The organism is Candidatus Marithrix sp. Canyon 246, assembly GCF_001723685.1.
GTDB lineage: Bacteria > Pseudomonadota > Gammaproteobacteria > Beggiatoales > Beggiatoaceae > Marithrix.
Map to the genome: position 1 here is coordinate 310,001 of NZ_MCBX01000038.1, position 17,178 is coordinate 327,178.

The 17,178-nt window shown below is 31.0% G+C and carries 17 protein-coding genes; 4 read left to right on the forward strand and 13 right to left on the reverse strand.

Annotated features, from left to right (window positions below; all coding sequences use genetic code 11):
- The first annotated feature begins 83 nt into the window (after window positions 1-83).
- The 3 genes from BHU68_RS14175 to BHU68_RS14185 all read left to right on the forward strand — a co-directional run bounded on the left by BHU68_RS14175 (window position 84) and on the right by BHU68_RS14185 (window position 4,223).
- Window positions 84-587: a CBS domain-containing protein gene (locus BHU68_RS14175; RefSeq protein ID WP_069472613.1), complete on the forward strand. Its 504-nt coding sequence runs from the start codon at window positions 84-86 to the stop codon at window positions 585-587.
- Window positions 580-1,893, forward strand: coding sequence for an ArsB/NhaD family transporter (locus BHU68_RS14180; protein WP_083234262.1), 1,314 nt, complete (start codon window positions 580-582; stop codon window positions 1,891-1,893). The genes BHU68_RS14175 and BHU68_RS14180 overlap by 8 nt, the downstream gene beginning before the upstream one ends.
- A 125-nt stretch (window positions 1,894-2,018) precedes the next feature.
- Entirely contained in the window at window positions 2,019-4,223 is a 2,205-nt protein-coding gene (locus BHU68_RS14185) for an NADP-dependent isocitrate dehydrogenase (RefSeq protein WP_069472612.1), read from the forward strand.
- 414 nt (window positions 4,224-4,637) lie between these two features.
- Here BHU68_RS14185 and BHU68_RS14190 read toward each other — a convergent pair whose 3' ends face one another.
- The 13 genes from BHU68_RS14190 to BHU68_RS18450 form a co-directional block, all read right to left on the reverse strand.
- Window positions 4,638-4,991: a PIN domain-containing protein gene (locus BHU68_RS14190; protein ID WP_216092909.1), complete on the reverse strand. Its 354-nt coding sequence runs from the start codon at window positions 4,989-4,991 to the stop codon at window positions 4,638-4,640.
- A 60-nt stretch (window positions 4,992-5,051) separates the two neighbouring features.
- A complete protein-coding gene (locus BHU68_RS14195; RefSeq protein ID WP_069472611.1) occupies window positions 5,052-5,294 on the reverse strand; it encodes a hypothetical protein in 243 nt (80 codons plus the stop codon).
- 348 nt (window positions 5,295-5,642) lie between these two features.
- Window positions 5,643-6,404, reverse strand: a complete 762-nt coding sequence (locus BHU68_RS14200; RefSeq protein WP_069472610.1) for an FkbM family methyltransferase — start codon at window positions 6,402-6,404, stop codon at window positions 5,643-5,645.
- The gene (locus BHU68_RS14205) at window positions 6,397-7,494 is read right to left on the reverse strand and encodes a glycosyltransferase (RefSeq protein WP_069472609.1); all 1,098 of its coding nucleotides are present in this window, start codon (window positions 7,492-7,494) and stop codon (window positions 6,397-6,399) included. Before BHU68_RS14205 ends, BHU68_RS14200 begins: the two co-directional genes overlap by 8 nt.
- Entirely contained in the window at window positions 7,463-8,710 is a 1,248-nt protein-coding gene (locus tag BHU68_RS14210) for a hypothetical protein (RefSeq protein WP_069472608.1), read from the reverse strand. Before BHU68_RS14210 ends, BHU68_RS14205 begins: the two co-directional genes overlap by 32 nt.
- Window positions 8,682-9,881, reverse strand: coding sequence for a glycosyltransferase family 4 protein (locus BHU68_RS14215; protein WP_069472607.1), 1,200 nt, complete (start codon window positions 9,879-9,881; stop codon window positions 8,682-8,684). The genes BHU68_RS14210 and BHU68_RS14215 overlap by 29 nt, the downstream gene beginning before the upstream one ends.
- Window positions 9,874-10,935 (reverse strand): glycosyltransferase family 4 protein, encoded by a 1,062-nt coding sequence (locus BHU68_RS14220; protein WP_069472606.1) that lies wholly within the window; start codon window positions 10,933-10,935, stop codon window positions 9,874-9,876. Before BHU68_RS14220 ends, BHU68_RS14215 begins: the two co-directional genes overlap by 8 nt.
- Window positions 10,932-12,014, reverse strand: a complete 1,083-nt coding sequence (locus BHU68_RS14225; protein WP_069472605.1) for a polysaccharide pyruvyl transferase family protein — start codon at window positions 12,012-12,014, stop codon at window positions 10,932-10,934. The genes BHU68_RS14220 and BHU68_RS14225 overlap by 4 nt, the downstream gene beginning before the upstream one ends.
- An 18-nt stretch (window positions 12,015-12,032) precedes the next feature.
- Window positions 12,033-12,533 (reverse strand): acyltransferase, encoded by a 501-nt coding sequence (locus tag BHU68_RS14230; protein WP_069472604.1) that lies wholly within the window; start codon window positions 12,531-12,533, stop codon window positions 12,033-12,035.
- Entirely contained in the window at window positions 12,523-13,794 is a 1,272-nt protein-coding gene (locus tag BHU68_RS14235) for a flippase (protein ID WP_069472899.1), read from the reverse strand. The genes BHU68_RS14230 and BHU68_RS14235 overlap by 11 nt, the downstream gene beginning before the upstream one ends.
- A gap of 281 nt (window positions 13,795-14,075) precedes the next feature.
- A complete protein-coding gene (wecB, locus tag BHU68_RS14240; RefSeq protein WP_069472602.1) occupies window positions 14,076-14,825 on the reverse strand; it encodes a non-hydrolyzing UDP-N-acetylglucosamine 2-epimerase in 750 nt (249 codons plus the stop codon).
- A 539-nt stretch (window positions 14,826-15,364) separates the two neighbouring features.
- Window positions 15,365-16,294 (reverse strand): AAA family ATPase, encoded by a 930-nt coding sequence (locus BHU68_RS14245; protein WP_069472601.1) that lies wholly within the window; start codon window positions 16,292-16,294, stop codon window positions 15,365-15,367.
- Window positions 16,295-16,372: 78 nt separating this feature from the next.
- The gene (locus BHU68_RS18450) at window positions 16,373-16,717 is read right to left on the reverse strand and encodes a MarR family EPS-associated transcriptional regulator (RefSeq protein WP_069473739.1); all 345 of its coding nucleotides are present in this window, start codon (window positions 16,715-16,717) and stop codon (window positions 16,373-16,375) included.
- Here BHU68_RS18450 and BHU68_RS14255 point away from each other — a divergent pair.
- On the forward strand, window positions 16,629-17,042 hold the full coding sequence (locus BHU68_RS14255) for a glycosyltransferase (RefSeq protein ID WP_083235055.1): 414 nt from the start codon (window positions 16,629-16,631) through the stop codon (window positions 17,040-17,042). The genes BHU68_RS18450 and BHU68_RS14255 overlap by 89 nt on opposite strands.
- Window positions 17,043-17,178: the final 136 nt, after the last annotated feature.

Below are 17,178 nucleotides of genomic sequence, written 5' to 3' on the forward strand. Positions count from 1 at the left end.
TTACACTCTACTCTGCTAGAAGAGTGGCATAATGATTGATGATCATCATTCTTTATATCATATTTCCAAAGAGAATATTAATTATGAATACAGAAACACAAAATTCTAACACTATACTCTGTCCTAATATTAATCAATGCGATATTATAATTTCCACACCAGTAGCTAGATATGGTATGAAAGTTGGAGAAGTATTTGCAGATATGATTTCACTAAATGTGCCGGGAATTCCTTTTTGTAATGAAAACAACGAAATTTGTGGAAGAATATCATTAAAACATGTGTTATCTAGCGGTTGCTTACCTGATGATATTCTCAAAAATGCTTATTTATTAGGTGATTCTTTAACGCATTTGGGAACCCCGGTAGATAAATTAACTCAGTTAATGCAAAAATCAGTAGATTCTTTTGTAATTGCCACTCTGCCAACAATTAGCTCCACTTCGCCTCTACTCAAGGCGCTGGCACTTATTCGCCATTATCAGAGTAATTATATTTTTGTTGTTGATGAGGGTAAGTATTTAGGTGTAGTTACAATGCTAGGGCTGGCAAAAAAAATTTTAAAACAGGTGAAGGATAATGAATGAAACTATGACCGGCGATATGTGGATCGCCCTTATTATTGTAATAGTTACTTATACTCTAATTTTTAGAGAAACCATACACCGGACTAATGCAGCTATTATAGGAGCTGTATCTATGGTTGGTGCTGGTATGTTGTTAGGTTTTTACACACAAGAACAAGCTATTCAATCTATAGATGGCAATACCTTATTGTTACTTATGGGTATGATGATGTTAATCACTTTAATCAAACCCACTGGTGGTTTTGAATATATGGCTATCATCATTGGTAAAATGGCTAAAGGTAGCCCGCTGCGGTTACTGGTTTATTTAAGCCTCGCAGTTAGTTTAATCAGTATGTTATTAGACAATGTGACCACTGTCATTATTTTTGCACCTTTGACTGTGCTGATGTGCCGTATGCTGAAGTTGAACCCCTTGCCTTATCTAATGTCAGAAGCCATCATGTCTAATATTGGTGGAATTGCCACCCTTATTGGTGATCCCCCAAACTTGATGATTGGTAGTCAAGCCAACATTGATTTTATGACATTTTTGATACATATGGGTCCAATAATCAGTGTAGTATGGATAATTTGTATGGTGATGTTGGCATTTATGTTTCGAGAATATCTTGGCAGCACTAATAAACAAGGTTTTAATTTAAATCTGGATGAAACTAAAGCCATTAAACAACCAGAACGTTTAAATAAAATTTTATTAGTGATGGCTCTTGTAGTAATACTGTTTTTTGTCCATCACTATTTGCATTTATATCCAGCTTATGTGGCACTAATAGGTGTGGGGCTTGCTTTAGTCTTAATCAATCCATCTCCCAGTGAATTATTTGGGGAAGTTCTTTGGTCAGTACTCATATTTTTTGCTGGCTTGTTTGCGATTGTAGGTGGCTTAGAAGCATCTGGTTTTTTACATTTAACTGGTATACAATTAGCAAAGTTAGCACAAGATCCAGAGTTACTATTAATAACTTGTTTAGTACTTATGTGGGTATCAGCAATACTAAGTGCTATAGTTGATAATATTCCATTCACTGTTACTATGATTCCAATTGTACAAAGTCTTGAATCTCAAGGTGTGAATATTACACCTTTATGGTGGGCATTAGCTTTAGGGGCTGGTTTAGGTGGTAATGGTACTCATATAGGAGCCACCGCCAATATTATTTGTATGTCTGAATCAGAAAAATTTAATGTAGAAAGTGCGCGTATTACTCCTCAAATATGGTTAAGAAAAGGCTTACCTGTGATGATTGTTAGTTTAATAACTAGCACTATTGTTTTTGTTGCATTTTTTGACTTTTTTATTTAATTAAGCCCATCGTCAGTTTTCCAAGTTATTTGGTTGTCTCTGCAACCAAATAACTGCACTTTTCTCCCGCCCCTTCTTCTATCCAACAATTTGTGTTATAATTATATATTTTTTCGATAAATATAATGTCACAAATTACTTGGACCCAAACTGATGAAGCGCCAGCAATGGCTAGCTATTCATTTCTTCCTATTGTACAAGCATTTACCAAAAGTGCTGACATTGAAGTAAAAACCAGAGATATTTCCTTAGCAGCAAGAGTCATTGCTTTATTTCCCGAAAGACTTGAAGCTGAACAAAGAATTGATAATGAACTCCAAAAACTTGGGGATTTAGCTAAAACTCCAGTCGCTAATATTATTAAACTTCCCAATATATCTGCTTCTGTACCGCAGCTAAAAGCCGTTATTGCTGAATTGCAGAGTAAAGGATATAAGATCCCCGATTTTTCAGAAAATCCGCAAACTGACGAAGAAAAAGCAATCAGGGAAAAATACACTACTGTTTTAGGTTCAGCAGTTAATCCAGTACTCAGAGAAGGCAATTCTGATAGACGCGCACCAAGTGCGGTTAAAAATTACGCTAAAAAGTTTCCTCATTCTATGGGTGAATGGCTATCAAGTTCTAAGTCTCATGTTGCTACTATGTCTGCTGGTGATTTCCGTAGTAATGAAAAATCTATTACTATGGGAGAAAATACTGAAGCTAAGATTACTTTTCGAGGCCAAGATGGCAATGAAATTGTCTTAAAAGAAGCGGTTCCTTTAGAAACAGGGGAAGTTGTTGATGCAACTTTTATGAGCAAAAAAGCATTAGTGCAATTTTTGGAAACACAACTTGAAGATGCTAAAGATAAAGGTGTTCTTTTTTCTTTACACATGAAAGCCACTATGATGAAGGTCTCTGACCCGATTATTTTTGGACATGCAGTGAAAGTTTTCTTTGCTGATGTCATCAATAAACACGCAGAAACCTTAGAACAACTAAATGTTAATTTTAACAATGGTTTTGGAGATCTGTATAATAAGATAGAATCGCTGCCAGCAGAAATTGAAGCGGATATTCAAAAGATCTATGCTTCAAGAGCCGATGTAGCGATGGTTGATTCTCATAAAGGGATTACCAATTTACATGTGCCTAGTGATGTGATTATTGATGCTTCGATGCCAGCGGCTATCAGAGCAGGTGGTAAAATGTGGAATAAAAATGATGAACTTCAAGATACTAAGTTTATTATTCCAGATAGTAGTTACGCGCCTCTTTATGATGAAACCATCAAAAATTGTATTGCCAATGGTGCGCTTGATCCCAGAAAAATGGGGACTGTTCCCAATGTCGGACTAATGGCAAAAAAAGCTGAAGAATATGGTTCCCATCCTACTACTTTTGAAGTACCGGCTGATGGTTCTATCATGGTAACTGATGCGAAGGGGAATACTATTCATGAACAAGTAGTGGAAGAAGGAGATATTTGGCGATTGGTGCGAGTCAAGGATGAATCAATTAGAGATTGGGTCAAACTAGCGGTCAATCGCGCACAAAAATCTGGTTGGAAAACTATTTTTTGGTTGGATGAAGATAGAGAGCATCACATAGAACTCCGAAAAAAAGTTGATGAATATTTAAAAGACTATGATATATCTGGTTTGGATATTGAAATAATGCCTGTAAAAGATGCAGCTAGAGTTTCTATTGAGAGAATAAGAGCTGGAGAAAATACTATTTCTGTTACTGGAAACGTGTTACGAGACTATAATACTGATTTGTATCCAATTTTGGAAGTAGGAACCTCTGCCAAAATGTTGTCAATTGTACCTTTGATGGCAGGAGGCGGATTATTTGAAACAGGAGCTGGTGGTTCAGCTCCAAAACATGTGCAACAATTGTTGAAAGATAATTATTTGAGATGGGATTCTCTGGGTGAATTCTTAGCATTGGTGCCATCTTTGGAACAAGTAGCAGCATTGGATAATAATGTTCGAGCTAAAATTTTGGCAAATGCGCTTGATAAAGCAACTGAGAAACTTCTGGAAAATAATAAATCACCTCAAAGAAAATTGGGTACTATTGACAACAGAGGAAGTCATTTCTATTTAGCGATGTATTGGGCAGAAGCTGTTGCCAAGCAAACAGAAGATGCAGAACTTGCTTCTAAGTTTGCAGAAGTCTTTAAAAATCTTGCAGAAAACGAAGAAACCATAAATCAAGAACTACTATCTGTGCAAAAACAAGCGGTTGATCTAGGAGGATATTATAAACATGATTTTGAAAATGTTTCTGCTGTGATGAGACCTAGTAAAACTTTTAATGATGTTATAGATAATATCTAAAATTTTAGAAAAAAATAAATAACAATATTGTCTGAATCAGGATTTACAGAAACGAAGTAACGAAGTAATGTATCATTCTTTATCAAAGTGAAATCCTGTAAATTATGATTCAGACAACAAAATTAACTATCACATCTACAAACAAAGGTCAAAAAATCAAAACTGTAGTTATTATTGAGTAATAAGTACAGCGAATTACGTGGATAAACGAATTATAAAAATTAAAAACTACAGGGATTGCATATAAGCAAGGATAGTAGTAATGTATATGATTTAAATGTACACGACAGACCTGACAGGTTTTAAAAACCTGTCAGGTCTAAAGTTCACAAATATTTATTTGTCATCTGATAGACGCTCCCATATTGAACATCATCAAACAATTCCCTATGTAATGGTATTACAGGTTGTGCTTCAGTTTGTAACCGCACTTATGTTTTTCATAAATGGATTTATAATGGTCAACTTATTTTCTATAAGTTGATTGTGTTGCATGTCTTCACTATACAAAATAGTACAATTGTTTTCTAAAGCTGTAGCTATGATTAAACAGTCATAAAACTGATATTTGTAAATCTCTTTTAAATCCAATGCAGAAAGAATTGTATTTTCATTAAAAGCAAATACAATTGTCTTCTCAGATATTTTTTTGATAGCTTCTCTAGTATCATCAAGAGATAGTTGAAACTTTTTCAAGCTAACATTTGAGAACTCATTTAATACTTGAATGCTAATGTGATGGTTACTTTTTAATATTTCTTTAGCAATAGACTTTTTTCTAAATCATTTGATAGAAGGTATAGTAATACATTGGTATCTATAAAAATTTTATCTAGCATTGGCTTCATTTCTATCAAATTTATAATTAGAAAAATCTATTTGAAATTTATCAAATATCATATCTACACTATCCATTCTTTCATTTACTTCATCTCTACTCATGTTATAACTTGTAGGATGGTTATACATTATTATACATCTAGCGGTTTTTTGGTTTCGTAATTCTTGATATTTTTCAGGAATAGATAATATTCCATTTGTTATAGTTGCATCAAATTCAACGGCATACATTTTATATCCTCAAAATTATTTATGTTTAAACAGTCAGTATTTATTGTATCAAATTTTGCAAATTGATGCTTATATATAGTACAACGAATCTTCATAATTTGCGCTTTTGTCATCCCGACAATAGGAGGGATCTTTGTCGGAATGACAAGGTAATTTTCAATTAAAAACTACAGGGATTGCATATAAGCAAGGATAGTAGTAATGTATATTGTTATATAATCCCTGTTTATATGCAATCCTTGTAGTTATAGATACTTATATATATAGTACAAGGAATAGTAAGGTACACGACAGACCTGACAGGTTTTAAAAACCTGTCAGGTCTAAAACCCGGCACTTATCCTTTGTTCACAAATATTTATTTGTCATCTGATAGACGTTCCCATATTGAACACCTTCAAACAATTCCCTATGTAATGCTATTTCAGGTTCTGCCTCAATATAGATATGTTTGATTCTTTTCAGAAAAGACGGTTTTATAGCCGCTACTGTTTTTAATTCTGCGCCCTCTATATCAAGCTTCAGGATGTCAATTTGTTTTTCTTTTGAGAGAAGATCTTCAAGTGCTTCATTAATATCTAAGCAAGTTACAGATATGTAATTGCCAGTTTTCACATCTATTCCGCCATAACGCCCGGTGCTTTCAATTCCAAATTTAACTTCTGCATTTTCATCGGATACTGCATTTTCATGTAATTCATATCGCGCTTTATAATCTGATAAATTATGATGCAATTTGGGAATATTATTAGGATCAGGTTCAAATAAATAACATTTTGCTTGTTTATTTCTGCTTAAAAAATATAAAGCACTAATGCCAATGTTTGAACCTACATCAACAACCACTTTAATATCAGTGTTCGCAAAATAATCCAATCTGCAAAATATTTCATTAACTGTCAATAAGTCATGATGGCTATAAAGAGTGGGAACAATTAAACTAATGGGTGTTTTTATTTTGCATTCATAGGGATACTTACCCCCCCCTATCACATATCTACGAAAATTGCAATAAAAATTTTCGTAATTGTGATACATGTTATAAAATGCTACCCAATGTTGTTTTTGAAATGGTACTGTTATGATGGTTTTTAGTGAACGATTAATCATTGAGTATTCCCTTATATACACCTACAATTTGCTTTGCCATATTTTGTACTGAAAACATTTCTTGTTGTATTTCAATAGATTTTTTAGATAATCTTTGATGAAATTCTTTATCCTGCATAATTTTCTTTAAATAAGTCTTTGCCATTGATATTTCCCCTAAAGGATAACGAAATCCTGTTTCAGCATTAAACACCACATCAGAGTTACCTCTTACATTACTAGCCACCACTGGCAATCCCAAAGACATGGCTTCTAAAACACCTAAAGGCATACCTTCCCACCTAGAAGTACTTAAATATAAATCACTTGCTGCAAGATAATGTTTTGGCTGTTGAGTAAAACCAATAAATATTATGTTATTCACATTTTCTGATTTAGCTTGTTGCTCTAAAAGACTTTTATCTTCACCATCTCCTATCCAAATAAATATAAACTCTGGACATTGTTTCGCAATGTGATATGCCTCTTGCATATTTTTGGGGTAGTCAAAGCGGCTTAACATGGCAACTACCAGCTGTTGTTCAGAAATTTCTAATTTTGCTCTTATTTGATTATGCCAAGCTAAGCGTTGTTTGGTGACAACAATTTCTACACCATTGGGAATGACACTGTTAGGAATTTTGCTCCATAAACCTATTTCTTTTGCTTGTTGTTTTTCTGAATTGGAAACAAAACAAATATGCTTCACCGAATAAGCAGTGAGATTTTCATAGATTTTATAAACTATTTTTTTGATTCTTCCATATTGAAGAACATGAATACCATGTGGCGTATGTATGCACGGCACTTTTGTGAAAAAACTGGCTAAACGACCATAAACGCCAGCACCCATTCCCTGTGTATGAATAAGATTAATTTGATGCTGCCTAATATATTTAATTAATTTGAATAAGGCAGAAAAAGTAAACTGTCTATGAGGCAATTCACAAATTTCTGTTTGAACAAAAGAGCCATAACGTTTCCAATAGGGTTCCTCTTTTGGACAAGCTACATAAAAATTGGTATTACTGTTATGGTGTTTTAATAACTGATAGACGTGTTCTGGTCCACCGCCATAATCAGCGCGTAGAGTTATTTGTAGAATATTCATTTTGTTGCAAGCTATTAATAATATTTAATTCCCGCGCTCTAATAACTACACCTGAAGCAATGCCAAATAATACAGATATGGGAAAAAAAAGCAGAAAATTTGAAAAAAACAATGGTATTAAGGTTAATACCATGAAATATGAACAACCAATTTCATAATTGCAATATTTTTTTGATTTAATTAACACACGTATTGCTTTGATCATAACAAACCATAGAACCAGTAAAAAAAACAACAAACCTATCAAACCATTTTTAATAAAAATATAGAGAAACATGTTATCACTAAAAGATTCTCCCATGTAAAATAAATTAATTCCAAATGGAGCGCCGGTAAAAATATATTCCCAATTAACATAATAAAAATTAAAAACAGACTGCCATTTTATGAACCTTACATTAGTTTCCTCTAAATTTGGTAAAAACAATAAAATTAAAAAGAAACAAAATAACAAAAAGAAAAATACAGTGTTTAAAAAAACCTTTCTTATTTGGCAATTTTTTGTAAAATATAGAATTATATAGATAGGAATTAGCATAACAATAGAAGCAATTGATGATCTAGAAGTGGTCAATAAAAGAGCAAAAAGAAACAATAGCAAATTAAAATAAAAATATAATTTTCCTATATTTTTCCTTAAACTTATTAATACAGGTATTGAAAATATTAAATAATAGCCAAAAGCATTAGGGTTTGTAAATAAAGACATTGCTCTAAAATAACCTTCATGACCAATTGAAAAATATTGATCATTACCAGCTATAGAAAAATCTATAAGAGGTATTTTGGCATAAAATAGAATCACTCCTATTAAAGATAATACCATTGAGAGACTTAAAAGTTTTATAAAGAAATATTCTCCAATACGCCCATTAAGAGCAAACAAAAAAGAAGAAATTATTACAATGACTGATAATAAGTAAATTGGTTCAATACCACCATTAATAAAAGCAGTAATAACAATCCAAAAAAACCATAATACGAGAAAAATAGATGAATAAGTAAATTTTTTTTTAAAAAATTTTTGAATAATAGATGGAATAAATAAAAAAACCATCAACATTAAAAACAAATATGCAATAGATACCCCATTTTCACCTCCAATTTTATACACAAGAACAGTCGGTAACGTAAAAATAAATAAGGACAGGAAAATAAAAAATAGGCGTTCTGATAACTTGATATGACTACTCATACGTACTGTACAATTTTCCATATAACTTCCTAATTGCTTCCCATGAATATTTCATTTTAACTAATTCATGAGCGTTATATTGAATATTATTATCAATATTGTTGAGCATTATATGAACAATAGAGGTGGCAAACTTTTTTCCTGAATCTATATTTGCTAAAAAACAGTTATTTCCATGTTGCACTTCGATTCCTTCAAAACTAACTTTAGATCCCACCACTATTTTCCCCATAGATAGGGCTTCTAGTATCTTATTTTTAATCCCACTACCAAATCGTAGTGGTGATACATATAATTGTGCTTTTTCAAGGTACACACGTAAATCATCTACAAAACCAGTAATGATAATATGTTTTCCATCATGAAATTTATATAATTTTTCAGAAACACCGCCACCAACCAAATAAATTTTTGCTTGTGGAATAATTTTTAAAATTTCAGGCATAATATCATTAACTAAAAAAAAGGCTGCATCTTTATTTGGTGCATAGTCCAAATTACCAGTAAATACCATAGAAAAATTTTCTGGTTCTTTTTTTGAAAAGTAAAAGTAATCTATATCAACCCCATTAGGAATAGCCTCTATAGTTGTATTTGGTATAGATAATGACCTACATTGCTTTACATCAATAGGTGATACAAAGACAATACATTTATATGCGCTATAATTTTTTTTCTCAAATTTTATAGCTTTTAATAATTCATAATTATATATTGGTTTTTTTAGAAGATTAAACTCATATTTGTAACGACGTTCCCAAAAAAGACTTATGGAGTCGATAGGAAACAATATACATTTTTTTATAGTTTCATGTGATAAATACTTTGATAACAAAGCTAAAGCTGGTGTTGCTAGATGGATTACATTGTATTGTTTTGATTTTTCTTCAATGATCTTCGCAAGCAAAGGTAAATCAGCATAGTATTTAGTCACTGAAAATGGTAACTCCAAAAATAACCATCTATAAATAAAACTGACAAATGATAGCTTTTTTTGTGTATGATTTATTGAAGTAATTTTTTGTCCTTTAGGAGGGGTTTCATTATGAAATTCATTCCCATTTATACACAGAACATCTGCCTTATAATAGCGATTTTCAGCTATTAGGTTAACAATAATCTTATTAACACCGTCTTTATTCTCAGGAAAAGGATAGTTAGGTGTTACTATCAATATTTTTAATTTAGTCACTTAATAATTCCTGATATACATCAATATGTGCATCACATTGTTTTTCAATAGAAAATAATTTTGCTCTTTCTATACAATTTTTATCACTATATTTATTGCAATTATTAATTAAGCAATTCATTGCTTCAGCCATCGCCAATGCCTCCCCCACGGCATAAAAAAAACCAACTTCTTTTGTTACAATATCTATTGGACCGCCTATGTTAGGTGCTAATATTGGGCGGCCTCGTGATAATCCTTCAATAGCAACCATACTAAATGATTCATAACGAGAAGGTATTACTATGAAGTTTGCAGCATCAATATAATTAGAGACATCATTCTTAAACCCTGCAAATTCAAACTGTAATCTATTGTTTTCATATATTTTAGCTAAATTAACCACAAGCTCTTTAAATTGAATATTTTCTGGGTTATTACCATTTACATCACCGACAAAAATAATTTTAAGCTCTAAGTTGGGATTTTTTTCTGTTAGAATTTTAGCTGCTTTAACTAAAATATCCTGCCCCTTAATTTTTTGAAATCTTCCTATTGATACAATCCTAATTATATTATGTTTCCATTGATTTGGAGTAACTTTAGAATTATTAAGTTTAACACCTAGAAAAATTTTAGTAAGTTTATTGTTTGGAAATTCACAAATTTTCTCAACATCAGTAGAAACTGCAATAACTTTATCAACTAATAAGTTGATAACTCTAGCCCGTAAACCAAATGGCTTTTCCCAATATCCATGTGTTGTCCATACTATCTTTCTATCAAGTCCTATCAAAAGTGGCAGTACATTTACTGAATATGCATGAACTATATCGAACTCTCCAAGCAGATCTTTCAATCTTGAATTTATACCTATTAATGGGAAAAACTTTACCCATCTTTTAGAAGATGTAAAATCTATAGTTTTTATATCTATTTTTTGTGCCTCTTCTTTAACTTTACCACTACAAAAAATAGTCACATCTTCTGTTTTATTTAGTTCTTGAGCAAGATTAATAAGATTTGATTCTCCTCCTCCCATTTCTGTATATTCTGTAAGAAATGCTATTTTCAATCCATCATCTCCAAAAACTGTTTTGTTTTTTTATACCAATCATTTTGATTGATGGCTACATCTTTCCAATTTTGGCCATCTCCAATTTCAAGAATTAAATTCTTATATGGATAATCTATATGTTCTAAAAATCCAGCTGTTTTATGATGATATATGATTGGTAAAATCGGTTTATTCAGAGCATAAGCTAAAATATTACCATGAAGCCTGAAACTAATAATTGCGTTAGACTTATTTAAGACCTTAATAGCTTCTTTATAATCACTTGGAAACTCAATTTGTATTTTTTTACCAAAAATATTTAAAAATTTGTTTGCCAAATCCTCTTCAATATTTTTTTGAAAAAAAACTAATTTTGGGGTAAATCCATTTTCAATGACGGCCTTAATTTGCGAACAAAATGCATCAAAAAGTAAATCCCATTTTTGATGGTGTGTTACATCAAAATATTTACTTTTGAAATATTCAGTAAAAATAAGACTAATTGATTTGTCACTTACTTGATTTTTGTCAAAATATTTTTCTACTTTCATTTTAGCAACAGGATCTATTTCAATTTTAACTGGCTTATTTATCCCCACATTTTCTACCAACTGCCGATACGATTCTTTATCTCTTACAGTAATTTGGTCTACATAATTATTTATATAATACCTTGTGGTTTTTTTTCCTTCATCACTCAAAAAAGGTCCTGCTCCTATTCCATAAAGCCAAGTATCTTTGCCAAAGAATTTTGCTATTTTCATCTGTTTTAGCCAACTCTTGGGAACTTCTGGTTGCCAATCAGATAAAAATCCTCCCCCTCCCATTACAAACAAGTCACAATTCTTAATTGTTTTAATAGTCTTAAAAATATCTAAAGTGATAATTGAACGAATCCAACCTTTTTTACTAGATGGCACTTGTCTTACAGCATTTATTTTTTGTGTATTTTTTGTGTATTTAGGGTTATACGACAAAGCTGTGATAACACAATTTGGAAATTCTTCTTCAAATGTATCTATCATTGCCTGTAAAATTGCTTCATCTCCTATATTACCAGATCCATACCATCCTGAAATAACTATCTTTTTACTCATATAAATTTCCATTCTACTTTATTTTCTTAGTTTCATATAATGCCTCTCTTTTTTATCAAGCTCTTTATATTTTTTTATGTTTCGTTCTTTTATAACTCTAGCTGGATTTCCTCCAACTAAAGAGTATTTAGGTACATCTTTTGTCACTACACTTCCCATAGCAACAATGCTTCCTTCACCTATTGTTACACCTGGAACTATGAAAGTGCCATCACCTATCCAAACATTTTTTTCAATTGTTACCTTTTTTTTATAACTATAGCCATCATAAGGAAGCATTGTTGCATCTTCATATCTATGGTTTGATGTATGGATTGTCACCCTAGGACCAATAATGACATTTTCACAAATTTCTAAGCCACCAACTGCCCATATATAAGCCATAGGATCTATATAAATATTGTCATGCCAAATTATATTTTCATAATTCCCAAATGTAGAATTCGCTGTTATATCAATATTTTTCTTGCTTATTCCTAATCTTCTTTTTAATAGATATTTTTTTAATCTATTTATCATTTTTAAACCTTAGTAAAAATGTAATAATATAAATTACACCTATTATTTTTAATAATATTGTACTAATAGCTGCACCGTCTGCTTGCCACAAAGGTATTAAAAATATATTTCCAAAATAATTTAGTGGCAACTGTATCCAATTCATAAGTGTCAAAAGATAAACTTTATTTAGAGAGTACATAATAAGCGAAATAGGATTTATAATCACTCCAAATGTAAAGGCTACAAGAAGTATTTGAAATACTGAAATACTTTGTATATATTCATCTCCAAATAAGCCTTTAATAACAAATGGTGACATTATTTCTAATACAATCAAAATACCAATAACATATTTGGCTTTTGAAAGTATTCTAAAAATGTATTCTTTAACACTTCTTTCTTTTAAAAACTGATCCATTTTGGGTAGTAAAGTTGTTACTAATGATGCTGTAATAAGAGGAAAAATCATAGCAATATTCATAGCAACACTATAGTATCCTACTTCTTCGGAAGTACTCATTTTTTGTAACATAATAATATCTAATCTCATGATAACAATTGTCGCTAAGGAAGATAAAAACACCCAAAAACCAAGTTTATATATCTCTATAAAGTAATAAAAATTAAAAATTTTTATTTGTGTAAGACACTTAATATTTGTTAGCAATATCAAAAAAAGTAACAATGCTACAGCATAGCTATATGACAATATAAAATATTCTAAATGTTTTTCATTTTCAAAAAGTACTGCAATCAATACCACACTTAAAAGCTTAAGAGTATGATGGACAATATTAAGCCATGCAAAAACTTTGAAATTTTGGATGGCTTGAAAATGACTTACTATCACTCCAAAAAAAGCATGAAAAAATATAGAGAAGGCAATAAGTTGTATTAATTGTGAATATATAGAAATTTCAAAAAAGTATAGAGAAATAAAATCAGATGTAAAAAACAGAACTGTTGTAATTAAAAAAGACAATATAACCTTACTGAGTACTACAGTAACAAATATATCTTTTGCTTTAACTAAATTTTCACTTACATACTTTACATAGGATGTAGATACTCCAAAATCTGAAACTTGAACTGCAATAGTAAATATTGATAAAAGCAATGAGAATATTCCATACTGCTCAGGACCAAGGTCTCTTGAAATAAGAATAATAGTTAAAAATCCGATTCCTTGAGCTACAATATTTCCCGATAATACTTTTAATAAGTCTTGTAAAGTTTTTGATTTGTAACTACTTACCATAAAAATAAACTTTTGTTTCAAAATATTTCAAAATTATACAGATAATAAATCAAATTAATTAACACCTAACAACATTATATATAATATATGTTTCAAATAGTTAGTTTATAATTATTAAATTCAGGGGGATACAAAATTTAATTCGGCAGGATTAACAAATATGGTAGTCCTCTGTGGATAGTTATATATAATAAATTATGTTATACATAATGTTTTATGATATATAGAAATAAAATGCCAAATAGCCCCCACATGATTGCCAGATAGTGCTATTCACGCTGTCTTAGCGTGTTATTGAAACCTTATATTCTTAATACAGGTTCCCTAACATTTGGATTTAGATGAACTGGGTAAACTATTTGTAAGTCTTTTCGTTGTGCTAGTAGTTTTAGTGCATGACATATGTTTTCAAAGCCACTACCAAAATTTTCTCTTCTATGCCCTGTAACTAAAATTATTTTTTTATCTTTAGATAAAAAAGGAAATTTAATATTTGATGAAGATTTGTCAACTGTTTCTAATAAAGCGTCAATAACGGTATTGCCAGTAATATAAATATCATCTTCTTTGACACCCTCAGCTAATAAATTTTGTTTAGCTTTGTCTGTGGGTGCAAAATTTAAATCGGCTATACTTGCTGTCAGTTTACGGTTAATTTCCTCTGGGAAAGGCGCGTAAATATTGCCTGTTCGTAAACCTGCTTCTACATGCCCAACAGGAATGCGTTGATAATAGGCTGCTAGTGTTGCTACAAATGTAGTTGTTGTATCACCATGCACTAAAATTCTATCAGGTTTAAAATCATTGATAATATTTTTTAAACCAGCTAATACTGAACAAGTAATGTCTGTTAAATCCTGCCTAGCTTGCATGATGTTTAAATCATAAGCCGGCTTAATAGCAAATAAGTCTAAAACTTGATCCAACATTTGACGATGTTGAGCAGTAACACAAACTTTTGACTCAATGTTTGTTTCAGAATCTAGTGCTTTAATTACTGGTGCCATTTTGATGGCTTCAGGGCGTGTGCCGAATACTGTTAATATTTTCAATGTGATTTTTAGTCTGCAACTCTTTATTAGTTACATTAACGGCAGTTTTTGAAAAATATTCAGTTTTTAGGGAAAAGTTGTTTTATTTTATAGACTTGATGAGGTGGGGGTAATGCAATTTTAAGGGCAACCACAAAGGATTTTCCCTACAAAAATTATATGTATCATTGATATAAAAACATATTTATGTAGGGTGTATGACGCTTCGCTTATACACCCTACGAGCTTTTACATTAACGGCAGTTTTTGAAAAATATTCAGGTTTGAGGGAAAAGTTGTGTTATTTTATAGACTTGATTATGCTGCTAGACCTGACAGATTTTTAAAACCTGTCAGGTCTTTGTAATTAAATTAGTTTATTTCTAAATTAGTTGTACTATAGAAGAACAAAGCTGCGCTTTGAACTCCAGAGCATTCCTTGTTTTCTTATTATGTCTGCTGTCTTACATATAATTTTTTAAGCTTTTCCTTCAACTCGTTAAAATTAGGATGTTCATAATTGTACGGTTCATTTGGATATCCAATTTTATAAATCTGATTTATAATCTCACCTCATGATTTTGAGACATTTCATGGATGAACCAGTCAAAATCATAGTTGATAGCTTTTATATGGTTTTTTTTGTCTCTAACCAAAGTTGTAAATGATATATCTTTCATCTCTAAGTTTTTGGCTTCTTGATAATAATTTTCTATCATTTCTTTTGAATGGGTAGAGGCAAAGATTTGACAGTTAGCTTCTTTAGCAGTATTAAATATAATTTTCCATAACTTTTTATAGTGAAGATAATGAATTCCGTCTTCAATTTCGTCAATAAAACAAGCACCATCTTGGGAAGCCCAAATAGCACAAATTATGCTGATAAATCTCTTGATACCTTCTCCAAATTCAGATAAAGGTACCCAAGCTTCTTCTCTATTTAACACAAATAATTTCGGTTCACCCAAAATGAAGTCAAATTCTACTATGTTTTCATCAAAATTTTCAGCTAAGGATTTATTCAGTAAATCTTTCTTTCTGGCTATTTGAATTTTTGAAAATAGATATGATAATAAATCATTATTGATAGGAAAAGAAGGTATAAAGTTGATGTTGTTGTTATCAACAGTTCTATTCCCCATCAATTTTGGCATTTCATAATGAGGATAAATTTTACTGATTCCGTTTACTTCTATAATGATAGAATCAGTCTCAACATTAACAGCCGTTTTATTAAGATTTGAATTAATACAAATTTTCTCTAATTTTTTGTTATTTCTAAAATCAGAAAATTTTAAGCTGCCTCGTTTTATAAATGAACTAATATAATGTTCAATATCATGGCTAACGAAATTTATATAACAAGATTCTAGGAATGTGGTTTTTCCGATATTGTTTTTTCCAGAAATTAAGTTAATTTGCGTTAAGCCTTCTATTTTAAAGTCATCAAAGGTTTTGAAATTATTTATGGTTATTTGCTTTAATTTCATTATGGTATTTGCTTAAATAGTGAACATGCATTGTATCAAATTTTGCACCTGAAAAGTGGATTTAACAGTATAGACCTGTCAGGTCTTTGTAATTAATCGCTGAACTTCTTGATTCAATTCTTCAATTTCCGCCTGCAATTGTTTAGACCTCTCGATCTTACTTTTCAAAAATTGTACTGTCAGCTTGGCTTTGGTTTGTATTCCTTTGAATGTTAGTGTGTATATGTATAAGAATTTGTTCTTGCCTGTTTTTGTGGTTTTTATGTAACCATCATTTATCAATTTTATTAAGCAGTAGTTGGCTTTGCCTAAGCTTATTTGCAGTTCTTTTGCTATGGCTCTTTGGTTTATATTTGAGTTTTGTTCCAGTAAGCGTAATAAATTGAAATGTGTTGTATTTGCCGCAGAAGAAGATTTTGGCATAACACCAGTAGAAGCACAATCTTGTGGCACACCAGTTATAGCTTTTGGCAAAGGCGGAGCTACGGAGACTGTGAAAGATGGAGAAACTGGATTATTTTTTTCAGAACAAACAGAAGAATCTATAATTGAGGCAGTTCAACGTTTTGAACAACAAGTATTTATACCCAAGAAAATTCATGAACATGCCAAATACTTCTCCAAAGCTAGATTTCAAAATGAAATGATAAGCCTGATAGAAACCAGTTGGGAAAAACGACTAATGGAACATAAAAAAACACATCAAATAATTCCATTAACAGACTCATCCACGTTCCAACACTCATAGTTATACATAAGTATTTAAATAATTGAAATACAAAAAATATATGTAGGGTGGGTAGAGCGATAGCGAAACCCACCAAATCGTTTAAATTTATAACAATGGTGGGTTTCGCTATCGCTCCTGTCTCTTATACACATCT